We start from the raw sequence: 25,077 nt of genomic DNA, 5'->3' as shown, positions 1-25,077 counted from the left end.
ACATACGGAACGTTGTTCCGTTTGCCAAGGGTGTTTCGAACAGGAGTGACACAGTGGCCGACACCGGATCAGCCGCACCGCGCAAACGAGCCGATGCCCGGCGCAATGCGGCGACGCTGCTGGATACGGCCGCCGCGGCGTTCATTTCCTCCGGTGTGCATGTGCCCGTGCGTGAGATCGCCGCCAAGGCCGGTGTCGGCGTCGGCACGATCTACCGGCACTTCCCGACCCGCGCCGATCTCATCGTCGGGGTCTACCGGCATCAGGTCGAGGCGTGCGCCGAGGCCGCGCCGGAACTATTGGCGAGCTGCGACACCGCGCATGAGGCGCTGGCGCGCTGGATCGACCTGTTCGTCGATTTCCTGGTCACCAAACATGGTCTCGCCGAGGCATTGCAGTCCGATGATGCCGCTTCGCAGACCCTGCACGCGTACTTCATCGACCGCCTGGTGCCCGCCTGCGCGCAACTACTCGATGCCGCGGTCGCCGCAGGTGAAATCCGTTCGGACATACGCGCTTTCGAGCTGATGCGCGGTGTCGGCAATCTGTGCATCGGCGCTGGCGGCAACCCGGACTATGACGCCCGCCGCTTGGTCGACCTGCTCATAGCGGGACTGCGGCGTTGAAGCCGAGCACGTTCGAGGCGATGAGCTTTCGATTGCCGTCCGCCGCAACCAGATAGAGGTCCCGGGTGGGCGCCGGATTCGGCTCGGTCTGCGCGCCCTGAGCGAGTTCGAGTCTACGACCGGCGTCGAGGGCGATGGCATCGAGTACATAGTCGGGGGTTGACTGCGTCCAGGTCGAGTTCTCGTACTTCCAACGGCTGTCCGGCAGCGGATTGATCTTGCCCGTACCGGCGGTGTAGCGCTTGATCGTGACGCTCAGGCCCTCGGTGGCATTCCAGCGCGGGGCGGATACGAACGAACAGAGCTTGTCGCCGGTCTCCACGTCGAAAGGCGTAATCGCCTGCGCGGTTCCCCTGTCGGTATCGATAGTGGCGACCCGGCCCTCCTTGCACGCATTGTTGACATGCTCATCGGAGTACAACGCGAAGGAGTGGCCATCCGGGCTCGGGATCGCGAAGATCACCGAATTGCTGAAGCTGCCGTACTGCTTGATCGTATTGTCGCCGTCGATGGAGTAGACGTATTCGGTGAGGGCATAGCCGCCGCTGTTTCTGCCCCGGTACAACAGGATTCGATCGGGGGACGCCGCCAGTATGGTGGGGCCGGACAAGCCTCCCCAGTTCTCCGTCCACGGTCCCTCCGCGGCGGGTGGTGGCAGATCGACGGTGCGCCAGACGGCCGGTGCCCGATCCGGTGCGGCGAGGTCGGCGCGCATGATCGTATTGGGTTCCTGCCACCAGACCACCGCACTGCCGTCGGCGGGGTAGGCCCGATAGCAGCCACATCGGATCGGTGCCGCGGGTGCGCCGGTTTTCGCGTTGTACGCGAAAACCGTTGCGGTTTCATAGGTTTTGCTGCTGGCGTCCGCCGCGGGGGTGGCTACGACGAATATGAAGCCCTTATCGGCGGTGGCCGCCAGCCCGGGGTATGTCACCGGGTGAGCGATGGCGATTCGGCCTACCTCGGTGTCGCCGCGCGCGGCGATGAAGGCGGTATCGGTCAGGTAGGTATAGAGCGCTCCCCGCGCGGGCTGCGCCGGGGTTGATGTCACAGGTGCTGAGCTCGCGGCCGATGCCGGGGCGTCACCGTGCGGGCTCTCCGACCGTCCGCAGCCGGTGACGATCAGCATGACCGCGGCCATGTAGATGAGTACTCGCACAGCTTGTTTCGTCCACGCCACAGCGCACCCCCCGTTGGTTCCCCACCCCTGAACAGTCCTACGAGATATAGCACGGCGATCCGAAGGCCCAGGTCGGCCGGGTTGGTCCAGCCCGGCCGACCTGCGCGCCGGGCTAGGACGTGGCCGGGGTGAAGACGCCGAAGTGGTTGCCCGAGGTGTCCCGCAATTCTGCGAAGATCAGGCCGTTGGGGGTGGTGGTCACCGGGACCTGGATTTTCGCGCCGAGGGTTTCCGCGGTGGCTACGGTGGCGGCGACATCGGTGACCAGGACATAGAAGATGGCGTGGTTGGCCTCGCTGTCGTGCATTCGGGCGACCCCGCCCTGTGGGACGGGATTGCCGGGGTAGGTGACCAGGTCGTAGTTGCCGTTGAAGTTCGGGTCCGAGAGGAAGGACCAGCCGAACAAGCCGTTGTAGAAGGTCTTCACCTGTTCCGGCTGGTCGCTGCCGATCTGGAACCAGGCGACGGTGTTGGGGACTGGGGCGGTCATGGTTCCTCCGAGGATGTGTTGAGCGGGTTGCCTGTTCACGATCTCCCGGGTCGGCGACAACCCCCTGTCGGTGTTTACGAAGCTATCCGAACGCGAAGATGCGAAGTTTGTGTTCGGGGAGGTCGAGATCGCATCCCGTCAGAGTGCGCGGCGGCATGGGGTCATCGGTGAGGGCGATATCGACCATGCGGTCGAGGCGGAAACAGCGGGAGGCATCGCGCAGGCGGCACCAAGTCACCAGACACCAGCCGTTCTTGCCATGCAGGAGTAACAGGGGTTCGACACGGCGGTGGGTGACTGCCCCGAAACGGTCCCGGTAACCGAATTCGAGCACCCGGCGTGCCTGCACAGCCTGCTCCACGAGCGGTGGAATACCTTGTGCGACAGTCGGATCGGTGTGCTCGATGAGGCCGACCCGGCCGACCAGTTCGCGCGCGGAAGCGGCATCGGACTCTGTCATGGCCGCGAGGATCTTGCGCAGTGCGCTGCGACCGGCGTGCGCGAACGGCGTATCGAGACTGCGGTCCAGGGCGACCGCGAGGGCCACCGATTCGGCCGCGGTGAAATTCAACGGCGGCAACGACATTCGCTTGTCGAGCGCATAACCGCCGCGCCGCCCGACATCGGCGTAGATCGGCACCCCGGACTGCTGTAGCGCACCGATATCGCGCTCGATGGTGCGAATACTGACCTCGTAGCGCTCGGCGAGTTCGCGCGCGGTACGGAGACGAGGTGCGATGGCGCGCAACTCCTCGACAATCGCGTAGAGCCGATCGGTGCGGTTCACCTGTCCACCGTAGATCGGAGCACCGACAGAAAGGCGCCCCGTCGGCGAACCGATGGGGCGCTGAACTTCGCGGAGGATCTAACTGGCGTTCGCGGGCTTCCACGTAGCCACGGCCCAGATGACCACCACATCGAGCGCGATGATCAGCAGCGACCAGGCCGGGTAGTACGGCAGCCACAGGAAGTTCTCCACGATCGAGACCGCGGCGATGATGATCGCCGCCACTCGGCCCCAGGTCGCACCCGTCATCAGGCCGATGGCGGTGAGCACCACGATGGCTCCGACGATGATGTGGATCCAGCCCCAGGCCGAGGTGTTGAACTTGTAGATGTAGTCATTGGTGCCGACGATCAGCAGATCATCCGAGGCAGCCGCGGAGATGCCCTGCAGAATCGACAGCACGCCGATGACCAGCAGCAATACCGCCGCCGCGATGGATGTGCCCGCTGCTACACCCTGCCGCACCGAATGATCGGTATCCGTAGTGTGCGCCATTGGAACCCCTTCGATGGTCGATGAAGCGGATAGAACCTGTTTCGAATCTTCCACGGGGTTGCTGCAACTTGGTGGCGACATGCCGAAAAAACTATTTCAAGGCGTGGTCAGGTCTTTCGATACCGCAGTACCGAATGCCAGGTCATTGCTGGATGCCACCTTGGTATATGTCCCTCCGGTGCGCTGGGTCAGGGTTTGCAGGGTCTGGGTGCCGGGGCCGTTGATCACGATGACATCGACCCGCACCGGATGTGCCGGATCGGCCGCGGCGGCGATATCGGCGAGCAGTTGATCGCCGGTGACGGGGGAGTCGTCCTCGGGTCCGTCGGTGATCAGCAGGATCGTATTGCTGCGCGCCGAGGCGTAATTGCTCACCGCATTGCGATACGCGGCCGCCACGCTCGGGTAGGTGCGATCGGGTTTGGAGGTCCCGGGCGTGATCGTGCCGAGTGACTGGGCGATCGCGCCGCGCTGTGCGTCGGTGAGCGGCGCGGTCGGCGTCACCATCTTGTACGGTGTCGCGCCGTCGAGATTCTTCGAGTACTCCCAGATGCCCAATCCGAACTCCGGCGGCATGACGCCCATGGTGGATTGCAGGGCCGCGACGGCATTGGCGAGGCGGGTCATCGCCCCGTCGAGGGTGCCCATGGAGGACGAGGTGTCCAGCAGCACAGTCGAACTCACCCCGAGCACCGGATGCGACAGTACCTGCTGCACCTGGTTGAGTACGGTCTTGTCCGGCACGGTGGCGGTATTGGGCGGTGCGGCCCCGAAACCGTTGTCGGTGAACAACTTCGATTGTTCGGGCGCGCGCAGGAAATCCGCGAACAGTCCGGCGACCGCGGCCTGCGTCTGATCGACCCAGGCCGCGGTGATCGCGGCGGCCGGGAAGTCGTCGACCGGGCCGTTCTCCGAGGGCCGGAAGACGGTGAGCCCATTGTGGGCTCGGATCTGCTGCTCATTGGCCGGGACCGCGTGTACGGGCGCGGCGACCGGATCGGTGGCGGCGGCGAGATCGGCGAGGGCGGTCGCGGTGTCCTTGACCGGCGGTGCGCCCGCGGCGAGCAGTGAGATCGCCGAGGTGACCTGTCCGGAGCGGACGGCGTTCTCGTCCAGCGGATCGGTGCCCGAGACGCCGGAGCCGACCGCGGTCGCCACAGCCAGCGCGGAATCACCGGCGGGCATGGCGAGTTTCAATCCGCCCCACGGCGCGAGCCCGATATCGCTCAGCGAACCCTGTTGCAGCTTGGCCAGATCCGCCCAGTGCACCTGCGCGGTCTCCATGGCCTGGCGCAGTTGGTCCGGTACGGCGAGCGCGATCGGACTCACCGCGATCGGTGCGGGCGTGCCGCCGATCAAACCGGGTACGCGCATGAGCTCCACCGAGCGCGTCGAGTCCGGAATCCACAGTCCCGGCTGCGGGCCGAGGGCCGGATCCCACGGATTGGTCGAGGTGAAGGCGGCGATCATGGCCGCCGAGGACTGCGGATTCACCGCCACCTGTGCGCAGTGGTCGCGCACATGCGGTGTGGTGTTGTTATAGCTTTCGGCCGCGGCTCGCACCGGTGCGACGATTCCGGGATCGACGGTGACATTCAGGGTGACGGTGCCCTCGACACATGAGGCCGCGGCCGCGCTGTCGCGTTCCTTGGCGCGCTCCTGGAACCAGGCCCAGCCGATGACGGCCAGGGCTAGCACTATCACCGCTACCACTGCGACAACCGGTCCCCTGCTGACACCTCGTGACCCGCCCGCGGCGCGATGAGTACCCACTCGCCCAGTCTATGTAGAACGGCGGTCACCCCCGCCCACCAGGGCAGGGGGTGACCGCCGCGGGATCGGCTCAGTCGCGGATCCGGTTGCCGCGGTCGTACTCGTGGCCGCCCCACACGCCGGACTGGCCGGTGTGGGTGGCGAACTCACCGCATTCGCGGCGGATGGGGCAGCCCGCGCAGATTCCGCGCGCGTAGTCGAAGTCCTGCGAGGGGAACGGGAACCAGGCCTCATGGTTCGGGTCGCCCTTGCAGGCCGCGTGCTGCCAGTAGTTGGCGGAGTCGGAGATGGGAAGCAGATCCGCCAGCGTCTGCTGCTCCTGAACTGCGGTATTCGTCATCGGATGTGCTCCTTTCATGTCCGATCACGCTTGACTACGACGCCGCCAGGTCCTTCCAGATCTGGCGCTGTCTCTTCTGCATCTCATTGGGGGCCTTGGGCTCCCACAGCAGCGGCATTCCGGCCTCTTCGGGAGTCCGGTCCGCCTTGGTGGTATTGCACGAACCGCACGCGGCAATCAGGTTGGCCCAGGTATTCGGGCCGCCCCGGGAGCGCGGGCGGATGTGGTCGACGGTGCGTGCCCAACCGCTGCAGTAGCCGCAGCGGTAGTTGTCGCGGCGCAGGATCGCGCCGAGGGTGGCCCGGCTGTCATCGTCATGCACCAGGATCCGGTGCTCGAGGTAGATGTAGCGGTTGAGCCGGATGGTCTCCGGCAGCACCAGCTCCATATGCTTCGAGCGAATCGGGAAGTGCGGCTGCCGGTCCTGGACCGATTCGGCGGCGCCGCTGAGCAGCAGCACCACCGCGCGGTCGGCGCGGATCTCGGTCAGCGCCTCGAACGAGGCGTTGAGCAGCAGCACACCGGTGTGTATCCAGTTGCCGGCGGTTATCTCCGGGTCTTCGGAATGACTGAGCAGCATGGGGGTCACCATGTTTCGTAGATGGAGCTGAACAGGAAGGAAGATGGTGGTGCTTACGCGAGCACCGGGAGGCGGTCGATCATCCGACTGGTATGCGCGTGATCGCCCGCGAGCAGAGCTCGCTCTCCCGCCAGATTCGAATACTGTTCGGGGAACACCGGATTCATTGCCGCCTCCTCCTCTCCTGCTGCTGATGGCCTGGTCGGCCGGGTGATCATCGTCGAAACTCATGGTGGCACAACGGGCAGACCGTTGTCGGGTCATTTTTTCCCGACCCGCACAGACCAACGGACGGCATAGCGATTTTGTTCCGGCGAGACGCGTATCACAGCGGCTCGGCCCGGCGCCGGAGATTCACTGGCAGGCAACCGAGTTGGTGGCCCCTGTGCGGCCGTGATTCATCGGTGGTTACCTGGCGAAGCTACCGTGACGAGTACTCGGAAGGAGCCGGCGTCATGGAGTTCCGACATCTACTTTCGTTCATCGCCATCGCCGAGGAGTTGCACTTCGGCCGCGCAGCACAGCGCCTTCACCTCACCCAGCCCAGCCTCAGCGCCCAGCTGCAGAAACTGGAGAAGTCACTGGGAGTACAACTGGTGGCTCGCAACTCACACGAGGTGCGGCTCACCCCGGCCGGACGGGAGTTCGAGCTACAGGCTCGGCAGATCGTGGCACAGCTCGACCGGGCCGCGCGCTCGGCGCGAGCCACCGCCGAGGGGCGGGCGGGCAGTCTCAATATCGGCTACAACCTGCCCGCGAGCAGGCATGTGTTACCGGACGCGCTGGTACGCATGACCGATCGGCATCCCGACATCGTGGTATCGCTCTGGGAGAAGCGGACGGGTCCGCAGTTGGCCTCCCTCTCGGACGGTTCCTTGGATGTGGCCCTGGTCTACGGGCACCCCAGTACCGCGGACTTCCGGTATCGGCGACTGCTGCACCGGGTGCCGCTGGTCGCGGTGGTGGGGCGGCGGCATCGCTGGGCCGATCGGCCCGGTGTGTCCTTCGCCGAACTACAGGATCAGGAGTGCGTGCTCTTCGCCCGGGAGCAGTGTCCCTCCATGTACGACGCCATCTTCCGCGCGGCCGCCCAGTCGCGGATCTCGCTGTCGGTGGCGCAGTACGCCGACGATCCGGGCGCCACCGCGCATATGGTGTCGGTGCGCCCGCTGGTCGGGTTCGCCTCACTGCCCCGGGCGATCTCGATGGGTATGGGCGCGCCGGGAAGTAAATCGGTCGCGGTGAAATTATTGGATCCGGTGCCCACCCTGGATTTGTATGCGGTGTGGCGGTCGTCGGAGACGAATCCGGCGGTGACGGCTTTTCTGGATTGTGTCGAATCGGAGGAGTCGGACGAGATCGATGATGCCCGTCCGGAAACAGTCGCGGCCATTCGATAGGAAATGACTTTCGCGCGGTAGGAACAGCGTTATGGGCGGCGACGAGAATCATTGTCGCCGCCCAGAATTCGAAGTGTGAACACAGTTTCTGCGACCGGGGACGGGTTCGATCCGCCCGAGACCGCGAGTTTGTACTCGATCGTTTCCGATGCGGCCCGCGACCATCCAGAGCGGGATTCGCTGGGTGGCGCACAGGGCGCGCCGCTGACCTGTGCCGAGCTGGACATCCGCGTGCGCGCGGTGGCCTCGGCACTGCTCGATCATGGTGTCGCGCATGGCGACCGGGTGGCCATTCTGGGCCGCACCGGGATGGCCTGGGCGCTGCTGGACTGCGCCGTGCTCGCCCTCGGAGCGGTCGTGGTGCCGGTGTATCCGACCTCCTCGCCCGCGCAGATCGAGCACATTCTGCGGGACAGCGGGAGTACGTATTTCGCCGCCGAGACACCCGAGGACGCGGCCCGGCTCAAGGCAGCGGGCGCGGATACGGTGTGGGGCTTCGACGAGATCGAGGTGTGGTCCGACGGAACGGCCGCGGCGGCGCTCGATGAGCGCATCGCGCGGGTTCGGGCGAGCGATCTCGCCATGATCGTCTACACCAGCGGTACCACCGGCCTGGCCAAGGGCTGCATGATCACTCACCGCAATATGTATGTGTCCTCGGCGAATACGGTCCGCCAGACCGGGCAGATGTTCGCGGGCACCACCGCGTTGGCGCTGCCGCTGTCGCATGTCTTCGGGCAGACCATGTTGTTCGCCAATCTGGCCGGGGGTGCGCGGACGCATCTGCTGCCGGGCATTCCCGAGCTGGTGCCCGCGTTGGCCGAGCTGCGCCCGACCTTCCTGGCACTGATTCCGTACGCGCTGGAGAAGATTCGCAAGTTCTGCCGGTCGATGCTCGATGAGCAGGCCGAGCGGGAGGCCGTGACGGCCGGGCTGCGGATGCTGGGTGAACGGGCGGTGGCAGCCTCGGACCATACCGTCGCGGCCGCGCTCGGCGGGCGGCTGCGGTATGTGATCTCCGGTGGTGCGTCCCTGGACGAATCGACGGCCGGGTTCTACGCGGGCTTCGGCGTGGAGATCCTGAACTGCTACGGCCTGACCGAGGCCGCGACCGCGGTGACGGTCAGTGCGCCGCAGACCAATCGGGTCGGCACGGTGGGCAAGCCGATTCCAGGTACGGAGGTCGGGATCGCTCCCGATGGTGAAGTGCTGGTCCGCGGTCCGCATGTCTCGCCCGGTTACTGGGGTGCGGCGGCGGACAACCGTCCGGTGGATGCCGAAGGTTGGCTGCACACCGGTGATATCGGTGAGCTCGAGGACGGCTACCTGCGAATCACCGGCCGTAAGAAGGAGATTCTGGTGACCTCGGGCGGTAAGAACGTCGCGCCGACGCCGCTGGAGGATCGCGTCCGGCTGCACCCGCTGGTGAGCAACTGCATGGTGGTCGGGGAGGCGCGGGCCTTCGTGACCGCGCTGGTGACCCTGGATGAGGAGAAGGCGGCACAGTGGCGTGCCGCGCATCCGGGCGTCGATCCGGCCACCGTGATCCAGGCCGCCGTGGACGAGGCGAATTCGCTGGTTTCACGCGCGGAATCCATTCGCGAGTTTCGCATTGTGACAGGCGATTTCACCGTCGCCAATGGATTGTTGACTTCCTCACTGAAATTGAAGCGGGCCGCCATCGCGGCGGCTTTCTCCGCGGATATCGATCAGCTCTACATGTCGCGCGGTTGAACATCCGCGAAAAATGGACACCCGTTCTGCGGCGATAGCCGGGACCGATCGGCCGATGAATTGCGGTGACTCACCGCGGTTTTCGGCCGTACTGGGCGACAGACTCGAATCAGAATTCGACCACCGAAAGTGATCACATCATGTACGACGTCATCGTTGTCGGTACTCGCGTGGCCGGTGCGCCGCTGGCCATGCTGTTGGCCCGCAAGGGGTATCGAGTGCTCGCCGTGGACCGTGCCACCTTCCCGAGCGACACCCCCTCCACGCACTACATCCACCAGGCCGGTCTGAGCCTGCTCAACACCTGGGGCCTGCTGGACGAGGTCATCGCCACCGGCTGCCCGCCGGTGCGGCAGCTGAACTTCACCTACACCGATATCGTCATCAAGGGCTTCGCCGATGTGTCCTCGGACGGGATCGACGCGGTGTACTGCCCGCGCCGGACCGTGCTGGACAAGATCCTGGTCGATGCCGCCGGTAAGGCCGGGGCCGAGGTGATCGAGGGCTTCACCGTCACCGGTCTGCTGACCGACGGCGATCGCGTCGCCGGTATTCGCGGCCGTGCGGGTGAGGGTCCCGAGCGGGAGTTCCGGGCCAAGCTGGTCATCGGGGCGGACGGGTCCGGCTCGACCGTCGCCAAGGCCGTGGGCGCCGAAGTCTATGAGGGTTCCCCGGCCGCGTGCTTCGTCTACTACTCGTACTACGAGGGCGTGGACTGGGGTATGAACCACCGCACCGGCTTCGGTGAACAGCAGTTCGCGGCCTGGCCGACCAATGACGACCAGTACCTGGTCGCGGTCATGCGCAAGCGGGATCGTTTCCGCGAGTTCCGCAATGATCCGGATGCCGGTGTGCAGGAGATCGTGGATCAGATCGATCCGGAAATCGGTGCGCGCCTGCGGGATACGGGTAAGCGCGTGGAGCCGTTCCGGCCCATGCTGTACCCGGACAACTACCGCCGCCGGTCCTTCGGACCGGGTTGGGCGCTGGTCGGCGATGCCGGTTACCACAAGGATCCGTTCACCGGCTGGGGTATCACCGACTCCTTCAAGTACTCCCAGCTGCTGGCCGATCTGGTGCACGAAAGTCTCTCGGGCGTACGGCCTTTCGAGGAGACTCTGCCCGAGTACCAGCGCGAGCGCGATGCCCAGAGCGCCAGCACCTATGAGCTGACCCAGAGCATCTCCGAGCTGACCCTGACCCCGTACTACGACTCGGTATTCCGCGCGGCGAGTATGGACGAGGACTACTCCAGGAAGTTCTTCGGCCTGATCGCCGGGCTGTACCAGCCGGAGAAGTTCTTCGGTGAGCAGGAGCTGGCCGAGCTGTACGAGAAGGTCGGATTCCCCGAGGCCGCCCGGCATGTGACCAAGAACATCGGAGCCTCGCAATGACCGGCCCGGGTTTGACCGCCCTGGGCGACAGTTTCGTGGAGGGGCGCGGCGACCCGGCCGCGTCCGGCGGTTACCGCGGCTGGGTGCCGCGGCTGGGCGGTCAGCTGGGTCTGCGGCCCGCCGCCATCCGCAACTTCGGCACGCACGGGGCCACCACCACCGATGTGGTGCGCGCCCAATTGCCTCGGACACCGCGCTCGGAGGTGTACGGCGTGGTGGTCGGGGTGAACGATCTCGTGAGCGCCTTCGATCCGAAGGCGTTCGAGGACAACCTCGATGCGCTCTTCGGTGAGCTGTGCTCCGGCGGCGCAACGGTTTTCACCGCCGACTACCCGGATATCCCCGCCCGGCTGCCGGTTCCGGAGAAGTTCCGCGGCCTGCTGCGCGAGCGTTTCGACTTCGCCAATACCGTGCTGGCCCGCATTACCGCCGAACACGGTGCGCTACTGCTGGATCTGGCCACCCGCCCCGAATGGGAGCGGCCGGAGATGTGGACCGAGGACGGTCTGCACCCGAGCCCACTGGGCCATCGACTGTTCGCCGCGGCCGCGGCCGAACTGATTTCGTCGACCACCGCCACCACCGTCGCCGCCTGAGCGCGCAACGGTCTCGGTTCGAGAGGAATTTTCGTGACGGACGACAGACGCCTGGCACGCGACCCGATCGCCATCGTCGGGATGTCGGGCTTGCTGCCCAAGGCACGCGATCATCGAGAGTACTGGCAGAACATCGTCGACGGCGTGGACTGCACCGAGGAGGTGCCGTCCTCGCGCTGGAGCCTGGACGACTACTACGACGCCGACCGTTCGGTGCCGGACAAAACCTATTCGCGCCGTGGGGCTTTCCTGCCCGATGTGGATTTCGATCCGCTCGAGTTCGGGCTGCCGCCCAATCAGCTCGAGGTCACCAGCACCATGCAGACGCTGAGCCTGGGCGTCGCACGGGATCTGCTGGTGGACGCGGGCGCGAACGATTCGCAGTGGTACGACCCCGCGCGGACCGGCGTGGTGCTGGGCACCACCGGTCCGGTGCCGCTCATGCATCCGCTCGCCGCCCGGCTCTCGACGCCGGTGCTCAAGGAGGCGGCGCGCTCGGTCGGCCTCTCCGAGGGTGATGCCGACGCGATCGCCGACCGGTTCGTGGCCGCGTTCGCGCCGTGGGAGGAGAACTCCTTCCCGGGTCTGCTGGCCAATGTCGTTGCGGGACGGGTCGCCAACCGGCTCGGCCTCGGCGGGATGAACTGCACCGTCGACGCCGCGTGCGCCGCTTCACTGGCGGCCATTCGCACGGCCATCGCCGAACTGCAAGACGGCCGCGCCGACATGATGATCACCGGTGGCGTGGACACCGAGAACACCATCTTCATCTACATGTGTTTCAGCAAGGTCGGCGCGCTCTCGCCGACCGATCGCATCAGCCCCTTCGCCGATGGCGCCGACGGGACCATGCTGGGCGAGGGCATCTCCATGCTGGCGCTGCGCCGGCTGGAAGACGCACGGCGCGACGGGAATCGGATCTACGCGGTGATCCGCGGTCTGGGTTCCTCCAGTGACGGGCGTTCCAAGAGCATCTACGCACCGCGCGCGGAGGGGCAGCGCATCGCGCTCGATCGCGCGTACGCCGATGCCGAATGCTCACCCGCCGATGTCGAGCTCATCGAGGCGCATGCCACCGGTACCGCGGTCGGTGACAAGACCGAGCTGACGGCGCTCAAAGGGCTGCTCTCCGATGCGACTTCGGAGACCCGGTTCGCGGCGCTGGGCAGTGTGAAGTCGCAGATCGGGCATACCAAGGGTGCGGCGGGTACGGCCAGTGTCATGAAGCTGGCGCTCGCACTGCATCAGAAGGTGCTGCCGGGCACCATCAATGTGGACGCGCCCAATGCCGAGATCGACTCCGATGCGGCGCCGTTCTATGTGAACACCCGTACGCGGCCCTGGATTCGCGACCCGAAGCGGCCGCTGCGCCGCGCGGCCGCCTCGGCAATGGGCTTCGGCGGCACCAACTTCCATCTGGTGCTGGAGGAGGCCGACTCCGATCGTGACGGGCTGCGGGTGCTGCATCGCACCCCGCGCGCGCATATCTGGCATGCCCCCGATGCGGCGGGCCTGGTGGCGGCCGTGCGCGATACCGAAGCGGGCGACGGCGGCGGTATCCCCGAGGAGCACGCGCGCATCGGGTTCGTCTCGCTCGATGACGAGACCGCGGCGGAGCTGCGCGGGCTCGCCGTGGACGAGCTGCTGCGCAATCCCGGTGCGGCGCACTGGGATCACCCCGAGGGCGTGTACTTCCGCGCCGCGGCCCTGTCCGATCGCAAGGCCGGTGCGCTCTTCGCCGGTCAGGGCAGTCAGTACGTCGATATGGGACTCGATGCGGCACTGAACAATCCGCCCGTGGGTGCGGCGTTCGATGCCGCCAATGCCGCCTTCGTCGATGCGGAGCGGCGACTGGGCGGAGTGGTGTTCCCGCCGCCCGCGTTCGATGACGATGCTCGTGCGGAGCAGGAAATCGCTTTGCGCCGTACCGAATTCGCGCAACCCGCGATCGGTGCGCTGTCGGCGGGTCAGTTCGAGGTGCTGCGGGACTTCGGATTCCGGCCCGAGGGCTACCTCGGGCACAGCTTCGGTGAGCTGACCGCGCTGTGGGCGTCCGGGGCGGTGACCACCGAGGGCTTCTTCGGGCTGGCGCGGGCGCGTGGTGCGGCCATGACGGTGCCCGAGGGTGTCGATGCCGGGACCATGGTCGCGGTCGGGGCCGGGCGCGCGGATATCGAGAAGGCGATCGCCGGTATCGAGGACGTCTGGGTCTGCAATGACAATGCTCCCGACCAGGTGGTCGTGGGCGGCGGGGCCGAGGGTATCGCCGCGGTGACCGATGTGTGCGCCCAAAAGGGTTGGGTCACTAGGCATCTGCCGGTGTCCGGCGCGTTCCATACGCCCTACGTGGGGCATGCGGTCGAGGCGTTCGGCCAGGCGGTGGCCGCGGTCGAGGTCGGTGCACCCGACGCACGGGTGTACGCCGACACCGAGGGCGCGTCCTACGGCGCGGATATCGAGAGCAATCGCGCCACCCTCACCGCGCAGCTGAGCAATCCGGTCGACTTCCACAGCGCGCTCACACAGATGCGCGCCGACGGCTGCACGGTCTTCGTCGAATTCGGTCCCAAGCAGGTGCTGACCTCACTGGTGCGGCGGACCTTCGGCAATGACGTGATCGCCATCGCCACCGATCCCGGACCCATCGGGAACGGTGACCTCGCCCTCAAGCGGGCGGCGGTACGGCTGGCGGTGCTCGGTTTCGAACTGAGCGAACTCAACCGCTATGCCGCACCCGAACGCGTCGCCCGGGCACGCAAACCCGCTATGACGGTGACCATTTCGGCCCCGGAGTACGTCCCGGCCAGCCGTCGTGAGTCCTATGCGGCCGCGCTGTCGGACGGGTACCGGGTCGTCACCGACGCACCGGCCGCTCCGGTCATGGCTGCTCCCACCCCTATTGCGGTGCCGGTCCCCCAGCCCGCACCCGTACCTGTTCTGTCCAATGGACATTCGGAGAACTCGGAGAATCACGTGACTGCTGATCCGCAGTACCGACTACCCGCACCGGGTGCGCTGGACAGTGCCCTGGTGCAGCATCTGCACACGCACCGGCACTACCTGGACGGTCAGCTGGAGCTGGCCCGCGATCTGGCGGGCGCGCTGCGCGACGGCGGACTCGACGAGCTGACCGTGCGCGCCATCGAAGCCGTGAAGGACCACGGCGTCGCGATCAGTGAAAGCCATTCCCGTGCGGGCGATGTGGTGGCACAGCTGGCCGAGCTCGAAGGCGGCGGTGCACCGGTCAGCCGGGTGCGCACCGTGCCGTCGTATGTCGAACCCGCGGCAATCGCTCCCGCTACGGCCCCGGCCTTGACCGGAAACGGTGCAGCGGCGCACAGCCTTGCCGCTCCCGCTCCAGCCCCGGCCGTGGCCGCTCCCGCCGATGGTGCTTTGGCTCCGGCCGCGTCGGCCCCTGCCGCGCCGCGGCAGGAAAGCGTCACTCCCGCCGCGTATTCGGTGCCGGTCGCGCAGGCCGCGGTCGTGACGGAACCGCCCGTGGAGATCTCGGCCGGTCTCTCGGGTGAGGTGCTGCGCCAGGCGCTGCGCGAAGTAGTCGCGGACAAGACCGGGTACCCGGTGGAAATGGTCGATCCGACCATGGATCTGGAAGCTGATCTCGGTGTGGACTCGATCAAGCGGGTTCAGGTGATCGGTGCGCTCCAGGAGCGATTCCCGGAGCTTCCGGTGCTCGGTCCGGAGCAGCTGGGCACGCTGCGCACCTTGGATCAGATCGTGAATGAGCTCGCTGCGGGCGAGGTTTCGCCCGCGGTCGTGACCGAGGCCGCCCCCGCCGCCGAGGTGCTACCCACTGCCAACGGCGTGCTCGACGGTGAGGTGCTGCGCCAGGCGCTGCGCGAAGTAGTCGCCGACAAAACCGGGTACCCGGTCGAGATGGTCGATCCGACCATGGATCTCGAGGCTGATCTCGGTGTGGACTCGATCAAGCGGGTTCAGGTGATCGGCGCGCTCCAGGAACGATTCCCGGAGCTACCGGTCCTCGGACCCGAACAACTCGGCACCTTGCGCACGCTCGATCAGATCGTGGGCGAGCTGGCCGGGGGTGATGTCCACCCAAAAGCTGAGGCCGCGGCGCAGACCCCGCGGCACGTCGTCGAACTCGTCGAACTTCCCCCGGTGGACCTGGCCGTGGAGCCCTACCGCCCGGCGGGCACCGCACTGCTGGTATGCCTGGATGGCACCGCCGAAACCGATTGCGAGGCAATCGAAGAGCAGCTCCGGGTGCGCAGCTGGACGGTGCTCCGGGCGCAGGGACCCGCGGCCGTGGCCGAGGCCGGACCGGTGGACGCCTGCGTGGTGGTCGCCGGTGTGGCCACGGAATGGGAACAGGCGCAGCGCATTCTCTCCGACGCCATCCTGACGGCCGGGCGGGCGCTGCCCCGGCTGCGGGCGGCGGCCGAGCGGGCGGGATTCGTCACCGTCACCCGGCTCGATGGTCACCTGGGCTTTCGCGGTGACGCGGAGCCGGTGGCCGCACTGCTCGGCGGTATCGGAGGAGTGGTGAAGAGCCTTGCGGCGGAACAACCTTCGCTGTTCTGCCGGGCCCTGGACATCGATCCCGCGGTGCTGCCGCAGCGACTGGCCGAACACGTGCTCGAGGAGCTGTGTGATGCCGCCGTGGACACTCCCGAGGTCGGCATCGACGGTTCGGGCGTGCGCCGCACACCGGTGCCCGGAGCGCACGGTCCGGCGTTGACGGCCGATATCGTCACCGCCGGAACCGAATTCGGTCCGGCGCTGCTGACCGAAGCCGATGTGCTGCTGGTGACCGGCGGTGCGCGCGGCGTCACCGCGACCTGCGTGCTGGAGCTGGCGCGGGTGACCGAGGCCCGATTCCTGCTGCTGGGCCGGACCACCCTGGATCCGGAACCGGAGTGGGCGCGAGACATCGCCGATGGCGAGTTGAAGCCCGCCGCCGTGCGGGCGCTGGCCGGGACCGGTGTCACGCCGCGCGATATCGACCGGGCCTGCGCACAGGTGCGGGCGGTACGCGAAATCGGTGTCACCCTGGCCCAACTCGGTGACCGCGCGGTGTATCTCGCCGTGGACGCCACCGATGCGGCCGCGCTCACCGAGGCGCTGACCCCGTGGCGCGGTGCCATCACCGGTGTCGTACACGGTGCCGGTGTACTGGCGGACTCGCTCATCCCGGACAAGACCGCCGAATCCATCGACCGGGTACTGCGGCCCAAGCTCGCCGGGCTCGGCGCGGTACTGGCGGCGGCCGGGGACCCCACCCATCTGGTGCTGTTCACCTCGGTGGCCGGATTGTTCGGCAATGCCGGGCAGGCCGATTACGCGGCCGCCAATGAGGCGCTGGGCCGGTTCGCCATGAGCTGGGGCCACCGGCATCCGGACCGCTATGTCACGGCTCTGGACTGGGGAGCGTGGGACGGCGGCATGGTGACTCCCGCACTGCGCGAGCACTTCTCGGCCCGCGGTATTCCACTGCTGGCCCCGGCGGCCGGTGCGGCGGCGTTCACCGCGCAGTTCACCGCATCGCGCCGGACCGAGCCGGTGCTGCTGATCGGCGCGGCGACCGCGCTGTCCACAGGTGCGGCCGAGCCCGCGACGGTGCGGGCTCGCCGCGATATCACCGGGCTCATCGACGAGCCGGTGATCGCGGCACACCGGGTGGGGGAGCACATCGTGCTGCCCGCCACGTTCGGACTGGGTGCCATGGCGCAGCTGGCCGAGCGCACCCGGCCGGGTCGAATCGTGGTGGGTGCGCGGGACCTCCAGGTGCTGCGCGGGGTGGTGTTCGACCATCCGGTGAACACCCTGGAGATCGAGCTGACACCGGCCGAGCCGGTGGACGGCCGGACGGCCGTGCGAGCCACCGTCTTCGGTGATTCGGCGGCGCGGTTCCGGGCCACCCTGCTCCTGGCCGACGCACCGGAAGCCGCTGCCCGGCAGCAGGTTCCGGATGGGCCGGGGGTGAGCGCGGAGTACATCTACCGGGACGGGATCCAGTTCCACGCTCCCGCCCTGCAAGGATTGCGCTCGGTGCGCGCACTGAGCGATGCGGCTCTCGTGCTGGAGTGCGAATTGCTCCCGGTGGCAGTGGCTTCCGGCGCGTACGCGAGCCGACTGCACAATCCGGTGCTCGCCGATCTGATCCTGCAGGCGCCGCCGGTCCTCGGTCATCGCCTGCTGGGAGCGGCCTGCCTGCCCCTGGGCGTCGGCCGGATCGACTATCACGCCCCGCTGCCCGCGGGCGAACCCTTCCTGGTGGTCGTGGACAATCCGCGCGCCACCCGCATGGAGGCCGTACTCGACGCGACGGCCCTGACCCTCGATGGCACAGTCCTGCAACGATTCTCGGATGTCACCGTATTGACGACACCCGATCTGACGGAGAAGTTCCGAACCTCGGTGAGGCGGTGGACAGCATGACAGTGCTGGAGTTCGACGGTATTCCCTTCAATGCCCTGGCCGCACCCGGCCCGGCGGGGCCGGACAGCCCGGCTCCCGAGGCGGGTGGGACCCAACCCGTGATCGGCGCGAACATCGCAGCTGGGTCCGCCGCGTCCGGTTCGGGCGCGGTCCCTCGGGTTGATCCGATCGCGGAGATCCGCGCGGGTGTGGTTGCCGCGCACCGGTCCGCGCTCTCGGCTCAGCTCGCCCTACAGCGGGAGATCTGGCGGCGGTCCATTCGGCGTGCGCCGGAATCGGTTCCGGTGACGGAGACCGCGGGTTCGGCCCGTGAGGGTGCGTTCAAAGCGCTGGCCAGGACCGGGCGCGTGCGGTTGGATCGGGCCGCGCTGGAGCAGTTGGCGCGCGGTGAGGCCGCCGCGGTGTTCGGCCCGGGTCATCAGCGGGCGGGCACGGTGTGGGCCGCGCGGGTGGCGGGTACCACCGCGCTGGCGCTGACCGAGGTGACCGGAATCGAGCTGTACGGCGGTGCCGGAAATGGCCGGGTGACAGCGCGATTCGAGGGTGATGCCCGGTCGGCGGCGCTCCAGGCCGCCGAGGTGTTCGCGCTGTTCACCGGGATGCCGCTGTGCATTTCGGGGAGCGTGATCACCGGCAGCGTGGGTGAGTCCGCGCTCGGGAGCTCCAGTGGCACCGTCGATCTCGTGGTTGACGGGCTCGATCTGGTGCCGCGCCCGTATGTCGAGGGGACCGTGAGTTTCGGCCCGGGTACCCAGCCGGTCGCGGTTCGGGTGAGCGTCACCGAACCGGCCGGGGTCGATGTAGGCCCCGGCGGTGCGGCGGGCGATCTGCTGCTCAACGAGTTCCATATGGCGCACCTGGCACGTGGCGATCAGGCCATTGCCATGGGGCCGGAGTTCGCCGAGTACACCGGTGTGCGGGCGACCCGGCTCCCCACCGGCGGACTGCTGCTGGTCGACCGGGTATGCGAGTTCGACGGTGCGCGCGGCAATCTCGAAAGCGCTTCGTACACCACCGAATACGATTCACCGGCGGATTCCTGGTACTACGCCGAGACCGCGAACGACTCCATGCCGCACTTCGTCTATATGGAGACCTCGCTCCAAGCGGCGCTGCTCATGGGCTATTACGCGGGCCCGACCCGCACCCAGCCCGGTACGACGCTGAGCCTGCGCAATCTCGGCGGCACCGCGACCGTGCTGCGGCAGATCGATCTGCGGGACGCCACCATCGAACAGGATTCGCGGCTGCTGTCGACGACCATCCTGCCGGGCTCCTCGCTTCAGACCTTCGATTACACGTTGAGCGTGGACGGTGAGCCGTTCTATCGGGGCGAGACCATGTTCGGCTACTTCAGTGATGAGGCGCTGGGCAACCAAACCGGTTTGGACGCAGGACGTTTCGTGCCGACCTGGCTGGCCGGACACCCCGAGGCCCGCACCCGGATCATCGACGTGGCGGCCCGCCGGGCGGATGCGAGCGCTCCAGCCTGCTCGCGCGGCAAGCTGGCGCTGATCGACAGCGTCGAGGTCGTCGATCAAGGCGGCAACTACAGCGCCGGTTATCTGCGCTCCCTGCGCGCCATCGATCCGGACGACTGGTTCTTCGCCCGGCACTTCCACCTGGACCCGGTAATCCCGGGATCGCTGGGTGTGGAGTCGGTCATTCACGCCGTACAGGAGTGGATGCTGGACGCCGGATTCGCCGAGAGCATGGCCGATCCGGTCTTCCGGATTCCCGCCGATATCGCCTTCAGTTGGCGCTATCGGGGACAGTTCCTGCCCACCGACGGCAGTGTCGAGCTCGAGGCGCACATCAAATCGGTGCGGCGCGGACCGCATGGGGTGACCGTCGTGGTGGACGGATCACTCTGGAAGCCGGGACTGCGCATCTACGAACTCGTGGATCTGGCAGTCCAACTCGCTGATCGGAAGGCCCAGTCATGACCACGTTCGGCACGCCGGGCCTGGCCCAGACCGCCGCGGATATCACCGGTCTGCTGCTTCGGCTGGATCGCCCGTGCTGGATTCTGCGGGATGAGAACGGCCGGGTGGCAGCCACCACCGACGACTGGGCCGCCGGAGCGCGCGGTCAGGTGCTGGCTGCGGTGCCACCGCTGTCGCCGGAGCGGCTGGGCGACAAAGCTTTCCGGACGGCGCACGGGGTGCGCGCGGCCTATGCGGCGGGTGCCATGGCCAATGGCATCGCCTCGCCGGATCTGGTCGTCGCCATGGCGGAGGCCGGATATCTGGCGAGCTACGGTGCGGCAGGTGTTCCCCCGGCCGCCGTGGATGCCGCGCTGGCGCAGCTGTCGGCGAAGCTGGCGGGAAAGCCGTTCGCCTGCAACCTGATTCACAGCCCGTCCGAGCTGGCACTGGAGCGTGCCATCGTGGATGCCTGCTTGCGGCATGAGGTGCGGTGTGTGGAGGCGTCGGCCTTCATGGACCTCACCCCGGAGGTGGTGCGCTACCGCGTCTCCGGGCTGGCCGTGAACCGGCAGGGTGTACTCGAGGTCTGGAATCGGCTGATCGCCAAGGTATCTCGGGTCGAGGTGGCTGAGCTGTTCCTGCGCCCGGCCCCCGAACGACTGCTGCGGCAGCTGGTCGAGACCGGCGCGATCACCGCCGAGCAGGCCCGGCTCGCCGAACAGCTTCCGATGGCCGATGACATTACGGCCGAAGCGGATTCGGGTGGGCACACCGACCGCCGACCACTGGTGGTGCTGCTACCCGAACTGGTGGCCGCCCGGGATCGGATCGCACGGACCGTTCCAGGTGCGGCGGCGGTGCGCATCGGTGCCGCGGGCGGAATCGGCACCCCCGACGCTGCGGCCGCCGCCTTCGCCCTGGGTGCGGCCTATATCGTGACCGGTTCGGTGAATCAGTCCGCGGTGGAGGCCAATCAATCCGAGGCGACCAAGAAGCTGCTCGCCACCGCGCAATTCGCCGACTGCACCATGGCCCCATCCTCGGATATGTTCGAACTCGGTGTGCAGGTGCAGGTACTGCGCCGGGGCACCATGTTCGCCTCGCGCGCACAGCGGCTGTACGACCTCTACCGGGCGTACGACGGTATCGACGCCCTGCCCGCCGAGATCCGGAAGGATCTGGAGGACAAGCTGTTCCGCCGTCCGCTCGCCGATATCTGGCAGGACTGCGTCACCTACTTCACCGAACGTGATCCGGCCCAGCTGGTTTCGGCCGAAGGCAACCCGAAAGCCGTTATGGCGCTGGTGTTCCGCTGGTACCTGGGCCTGTCCTCCGGCTGGAGTATTCGCGGTGAGGCCGATCGCCTGGCCGACTACCAGATCTGGTGCGGCCCGGCCATGGGCGGCTTCAACAGCTGGGTGACAGGCAGCCACCTGGCCGCGCCCGGCAATCGGCGGGTGGCCGATATCGCGGACCAGTTGATGACCGGGGCGGCCTACCTCACCCGGGTCGCGCAATTGCGTACGGCGGGTGTGCGACTGCCCGCCGAATGCTCGCGGTATGTGCCCCGTCCGACGGAGGAACCTTGACCATTCTCGAAACCGGAACGGCCGCGCGGACATCGTGGATGGTGTGCCCCGGCTGCGCGGCGATGATCTACGTCAAACGCTATGGGCGTTCGGACCGGGTCTGCCCGGAATGTGATCACCATGGCTTGCTGACCGCCCAGCAGCGGATCGATCTGCTGCTGGACGCGGATTCGGCGCAGACCATCGAATACGCTGAAACCCTTGCCGACCCATTGGGTTTCACCGATTCGAAGCCCTACCCGGAGCGCCTGGAGGCGGCCCGCGACAAGACCGGCATGTCAGATGCCGTGCACTGTGTACGCGGGACCATGGGCGGAACCCCGGTGGTGCTGGCCGTCATGGACTTCCGCTTCCTGGGCGGCAGCCTGGGCAGTGCCGTCGGTGAGGCCATCACCACCGCCGCCGAAGCGGCGCTCGCCGAACGCCGTCCGCTGCTCATCGTCACCGCTTCGGGCGGGGCGCGTATGCAGGAGGGCATAGTCGCGCTCATGCAGATGGCCAAGACCAGCCGGGCCCTGCGCCGCCTCGACGACGCCGGGGTGCTCACGGTCTCGGTCATCACCGATCCCACCTACGGCGGGGTGGCGGCGTCCTTCGCCACCTCCACCGATGTGATCGTGGTGGAACCCGGTGCGCGCCTGGGCTTCGCGGGACCGCGCGTCATCGCGCAGACCATCGGGCAGACCCTGCCACCGGGCTTCCAGACCGCGGAATTCCTGCTCGACAACGGCATCGTGGATATGATCTGCCATCGCTCGGCGCTGCGCGACCGGCTGATTCGCCTGGTGGGTATGACCACCCGCTCGGCTCGGCCGTTCACCAACGACAATGCGGCGGTGATCACCGATCCGGCGGCGCTGACCGCCGTCGATCCGTGGGATCGGGTGCGCAATGCCCGCAGGTTGGGCCGCCCGACCACCCTCGACCATCTGGCCGGTGCCTTCGAGGAATTCCTCGAAGTGCATGGCGACCGCATCGGCGCGGACTGCCCGGCGATGGTCGCGGGACTGGCGCGGCTGGACGGTGTTTCGGTCGCGGTGATCGGTACGCAGAAGGGCCATACCGCCGCCGAACTGAACCAGCGCAATTATGGGATGCCGACACCGTCGGGATACCGCAAGGCGATGCGGGTGCTGCGGCTGGCGGAGAAGCTGGGCCTGCCGGTCATCACGCTCGTCGACACCGCCGGGGCCTACCCGGGCATCACCGCCGAGCGGGAAGGGCAGGCGGTGGCCATCGCCGAATCCGTGAAACTGCTTGCCGGACTGGAAGTCCCGGTCGTCGCGGTCATCACCGGTGAAGGCGGCAGCGGCGGAGCGCTGGCCCTGGCGCTCGCGGACCGGGTACTGGTCTGCGAGAACGCGGTCTACTCGGTGATCAGTGCCGAGGGCTGCGCCTCCATCCTGTGGCAGGACGCGAGTGCCGCACCGCGCGCGGCCCGGGCGCTGCGCGTGGACGCGACCGCACTCCTGGAACTCGGCATCGCCGATGCGGTGGTGCCCGAACCCGAGGGCGGAGCCGACGCCGATCCCGCCGCCGCCACCGCACTGCTGCGCCGTGCGCTGCGACAGACCGTGCACGAATTGCGCGCCTGGTCCACTTCGGACCTGCTGGCGCATCGGCACGCCCGATTCCGTGCCTTCGGCGTTGCCCGACACGATGTTCAGGAGAACCGATGACCGACCCCCGTACCACCGAATCCGCCGGGCGCGCGGTCAGCGCCGCCGAGGCCGACCACAGCCTGACCGTACTCACCCGGCACGCGCTGACCGTGCGCACCGGCGCGGCGCCGACCTCCATCACCGTGGCCAATGGGCCTGTCGTGCTGCGCGTCAGCTGGGCGGGAGAGACAACGAGCGACACGAGCGCGGGTCACTCCGGCGATACTTCTGATGTGGGGCAGTTGATTTCGAGCGTGGCGCTGACTGCCGGGCCCTCTCATGGTGCTGTCGGAGGCCCGAATGGCTACCCTGCCAATGGAAATGACGGCTCCGCTATCGGGAACGGTGGCTCGGGCACCGGGACCAGTGGCCTCGGGGGCGCGAGCAGTGTCCTTGGCGGCGGGCAGGGTGCTAGGGGTGGCGGGCATGGGGACTCGTCCTTTGGAAACGGCCCTGCCGCAGCGACTTTCACCCTCACCGCCGAGACCGTCGGCGTCTTCTACCGCTCCTCCGAGCCCGGCGCGGCTCCTTTCGTCGCCGAAGGTGATCCGGTGCGCGCCGGTCAGCAGGTCGGCATTGTCGAGGCCATGAAGCTCATGATCCCCATTCAGGCCGGCAAGGAGGGCGTGGTCGCCGAATTCCTGGTGGCCGATGGTGAGGCCGTGGAGCACGGGCAGCCGCTCATCGTGTTCGAGGTGCTGCGGTGACCCTTCCCATCCGTAAGGTGCTCATCGCCAATCGCGGTGAGATCGCCGTCCGCATCCAGCGCACCTGCGCCGAACTCGGAATCGCCACCGTCGCGGTATATTCCGCCGCCGACAAGAACTCCGCGGTGGTACGACTGGCTGACGAGGCGATCCAGATCGGCCCCGGCCCCGCCAAGCGCAGCTACCTGTACATCCCCGCGATCATCGAGGCGGCCCGCGCCACCGGTGCGGACGCCATTCACCCCGGATACGGATTCCTATCGGAGAACCCGGATTTCGCCGAGGTCTGCGAGGCGGAGGGGTTCATCTTCGTTGGGGCACCGCCTGAAGTCCTGGCGCGCCTGGGCGATAAATCCACCGCCCGCGCGCTCATGTCCGATGCGGGCCTGCCGCTGCTGCCCGGCAGCCGCGATGCGGTGGAGACCGCGGACGAGGCGCGAAACCTGGCCGGGGACATCGGGTATCCGGTCATACTCAAAGCCGTAGCGGGTGGTGGCGGCCGGGGTATGCGCGTGGTGCGCGATCCCAGCGATTTCGCCGCCGCCTGGCAGCAGACCCGCGCCAACGCCACCGCCGTCTTCGGTGACGGCCGCCTGTACCTGGAGCGCTATCTCGAGGGCGCGCGGCACGTGGAGGCCCAGATCCTGGCCGACACCCACGGCAATGTCATACATCTGGGCCTGCGTGACTGCTCCCTGCAACGCCGCCATCAGAAGCTGGTCGAGGAGTCGCCCGCCCCCGGCCTGTCCCATGAACTGGCCGAGCGCATCGGCGAGGCAGCGGTCCGCGGTGCGGCCGCCGCGGGCTACGTCGGCGCGGGCACCGCCGAATTCCTCCTCGCCCCCGACGGCGAGTTCTACTTCATGGAAGTGAATTGCCGCCTCCAGGTGGAACATCCGGTCACCGAAATGGTCACCGGCGTGGACCTGGTGGCCGAACAATTGCGCATCGCCTCGGGCCTGCCGCTCACCGTCGACGCGGGCACCCGCCCCAATGGCGTGGCCATCGAATGCCGTCTCAACGCCGAGGACCCCGAACGCGAGTTCGCCCCGGCTCCGGGCACCCTGACCGAATGTGTTCTCCCCGGCGGCCAATTCGTCCGCGTCGACACCCACATCACCACCGGCTACGCCATCCCCCCGCACTACGATTCCCTCCTCGCGAAGGTCGTGGTCTGGGCCCCGGACCGCCCCACCGCCATAGCCCGCATGCGACGAGCATTGGCCGAGACCAGAATTCACGGCGCGGGCGTAGCCACTACGACCGATTTCCTGCACGACGTCCTGGACCACCCCCGCTTCCGCTCCGCCACCCATGACACCGCTCTGATCGGCTCATTAACCGAACCTGCCGCTGTCTCAGCGTGACTGCCCACGCCCC

Annotated in this window: 18 protein-coding genes; 11 read left to right on the top strand and 7 right to left on the bottom strand. The window is 67.6% G+C overall.

The window, feature by feature from the left end:
• The first annotated feature begins 53 nt into the window (after nt 1-53).
• Complete coding sequence (locus OHB26_RS33670) at nt 54-626, top strand: TetR/AcrR family transcriptional regulator (RefSeq protein ID WP_330181285.1); 573 nt, start codon at nt 54-56, stop codon at nt 624-626.
• Here OHB26_RS33670 and OHB26_RS33665 read toward each other — a convergent pair.
• The 7 genes from OHB26_RS33665 to OHB26_RS33635 form a co-directional block, all read right to left on the bottom strand.
• Nucleotides 604-1,806, bottom strand: coding sequence for a hypothetical protein (locus OHB26_RS33665; RefSeq protein WP_330181284.1), 1,203 nt, complete (start codon nt 1,804-1,806; stop codon nt 604-606). The two genes, OHB26_RS33670 and OHB26_RS33665, sit on opposite strands and share 23 nt — an antisense overlap.
• A gap of 112 nt (nt 1,807-1,918) precedes the next feature.
• Nucleotides 1,919-2,296 carry a VOC family protein gene (locus OHB26_RS33660; protein WP_330181283.1) on the bottom strand — a complete coding sequence of 126 codons (378 nt, stop codon included), beginning with the start codon at nt 2,294-2,296 and terminating at the stop codon, nt 1,919-1,921.
• A gap of 82 nt (nt 2,297-2,378) precedes the next feature.
• Complete coding sequence (locus OHB26_RS33655) at nt 2,379-3,083, bottom strand: helix-turn-helix transcriptional regulator (protein WP_330181282.1); 705 nt, start codon at nt 3,081-3,083, stop codon at nt 2,379-2,381.
• Between the two features lie 78 nt (nt 3,084-3,161).
• Complete coding sequence (locus tag OHB26_RS33650) at nt 3,162-3,578, bottom strand: DUF7144 family membrane protein (protein WP_330181281.1); 417 nt, start codon at nt 3,576-3,578, stop codon at nt 3,162-3,164.
• Nucleotides 3,579-3,674: 96 nt separating this feature from the next.
• Nucleotides 3,675-5,282, bottom strand: a complete 1,608-nt coding sequence (locus OHB26_RS33645; RefSeq protein WP_330181280.1) for a substrate-binding domain-containing protein — start codon at nt 5,280-5,282, stop codon at nt 3,675-3,677.
• Nucleotides 5,283-5,421: 139 nt separating this feature from the next.
• Nucleotides 5,422-5,691: a WhiB family transcriptional regulator gene (locus OHB26_RS33640; RefSeq protein ID WP_330181279.1), complete on the bottom strand. Its 270-nt coding sequence runs from the start codon at nt 5,689-5,691 to the stop codon at nt 5,422-5,424.
• Nucleotides 5,692-5,725: 34 nt separating this feature from the next.
• Entirely contained in the window at nt 5,726-6,271 is a 546-nt protein-coding gene (locus tag OHB26_RS33635; protein WP_330181278.1) for an HNH endonuclease, read from the bottom strand.
• A 455-nt stretch (nt 6,272-6,726) separates the two neighbouring features.
• Here OHB26_RS33635 and OHB26_RS33630 point away from each other — a divergent pair, with 455 nt between their 5' ends.
• The 10 genes from OHB26_RS33630 (at nt 6,727) to OHB26_RS33585 (ending at nt 25,064) form a co-directional block, all read left to right on the top strand.
• Nucleotides 6,727-7,671 (top strand): LysR family transcriptional regulator, encoded by a 945-nt coding sequence (locus tag OHB26_RS33630; RefSeq protein ID WP_330181277.1) that lies wholly within the window; start codon nt 6,727-6,729, stop codon nt 7,669-7,671.
• Between the two features lie 75 nt (nt 7,672-7,746).
• The gene (locus tag OHB26_RS33625; RefSeq protein WP_330181276.1) at nt 7,747-9,405 is read left to right on the top strand and encodes an AMP-dependent synthetase/ligase; all 1,659 of its coding nucleotides are present in this window, start codon (nt 7,747-7,749) and stop codon (nt 9,403-9,405) included.
• Between the two features lie 140 nt (nt 9,406-9,545).
• Complete coding sequence (locus tag OHB26_RS33620) at nt 9,546-10,799, top strand: NAD(P)/FAD-dependent oxidoreductase (protein ID WP_330181275.1); 1,254 nt, start codon at nt 9,546-9,548, stop codon at nt 10,797-10,799.
• Complete coding sequence (locus OHB26_RS33615) at nt 10,796-11,395, top strand: SGNH/GDSL hydrolase family protein (RefSeq protein WP_330181274.1); 600 nt, start codon at nt 10,796-10,798, stop codon at nt 11,393-11,395. The genes OHB26_RS33620 and OHB26_RS33615 overlap by 4 nt, the downstream gene beginning before the upstream one ends.
• A gap of 33 nt (nt 11,396-11,428) precedes the next feature.
• On the top strand, nt 11,429-17,812 hold the full coding sequence (locus tag OHB26_RS33610; protein WP_330181273.1) for a beta-ketoacyl synthase N-terminal-like domain-containing protein: 6,384 nt from the start codon (nt 11,429-11,431) through the stop codon (nt 17,810-17,812).
• Nucleotides 17,809-19,758, top strand: a complete 1,950-nt coding sequence (locus tag OHB26_RS33605; RefSeq protein ID WP_330181272.1) for a beta-ketoacyl synthase — start codon at nt 17,809-17,811, stop codon at nt 19,756-19,758. The genes OHB26_RS33610 and OHB26_RS33605 overlap by 4 nt, the downstream gene beginning before the upstream one ends.
• Entirely contained in the window at nt 19,755-21,329 is a 1,575-nt protein-coding gene (locus OHB26_RS33600; RefSeq protein ID WP_330181271.1) for a PfaD family polyunsaturated fatty acid/polyketide biosynthesis protein, read from the top strand. Before OHB26_RS33605 ends, OHB26_RS33600 begins: the two co-directional genes overlap by 4 nt.
• Complete coding sequence (gene accD, locus OHB26_RS33595; RefSeq protein ID WP_330181270.1) at nt 21,326-23,008, top strand: acetyl-CoA carboxylase, carboxyltransferase subunit beta; 1,683 nt, start codon at nt 21,326-21,328, stop codon at nt 23,006-23,008. The genes OHB26_RS33600 and accD overlap by 4 nt, the downstream gene beginning before the upstream one ends.
• On the top strand, nt 23,005-23,697 hold the full coding sequence (locus OHB26_RS33590; RefSeq protein WP_330181269.1) for an acetyl-CoA carboxylase biotin carboxyl carrier protein: 693 nt from the start codon (nt 23,005-23,007) through the stop codon (nt 23,695-23,697). The genes accD and OHB26_RS33590 overlap by 4 nt, the downstream gene beginning before the upstream one ends.
• Complete coding sequence (locus tag OHB26_RS33585) at nt 23,694-25,064, top strand: acetyl-CoA carboxylase biotin carboxylase subunit (protein ID WP_330181268.1); 1,371 nt, start codon at nt 23,694-23,696, stop codon at nt 25,062-25,064. The genes OHB26_RS33590 and OHB26_RS33585 overlap by 4 nt, the downstream gene beginning before the upstream one ends.
• Nucleotides 25,065-25,077 lie beyond the last annotated feature (13 nt).

The organism is Nocardia sp. NBC_01503, from assembly GCF_036327755.1.
In the GTDB taxonomy this organism is placed as follows: domain Bacteria; phylum Actinomycetota; class Actinomycetes; order Mycobacteriales; family Mycobacteriaceae; genus Nocardia.
The sequence above is the reverse complement of the archived record's forward strand: the minus strand, read 5'-3'. Positions and strand labels throughout refer to the sequence as shown.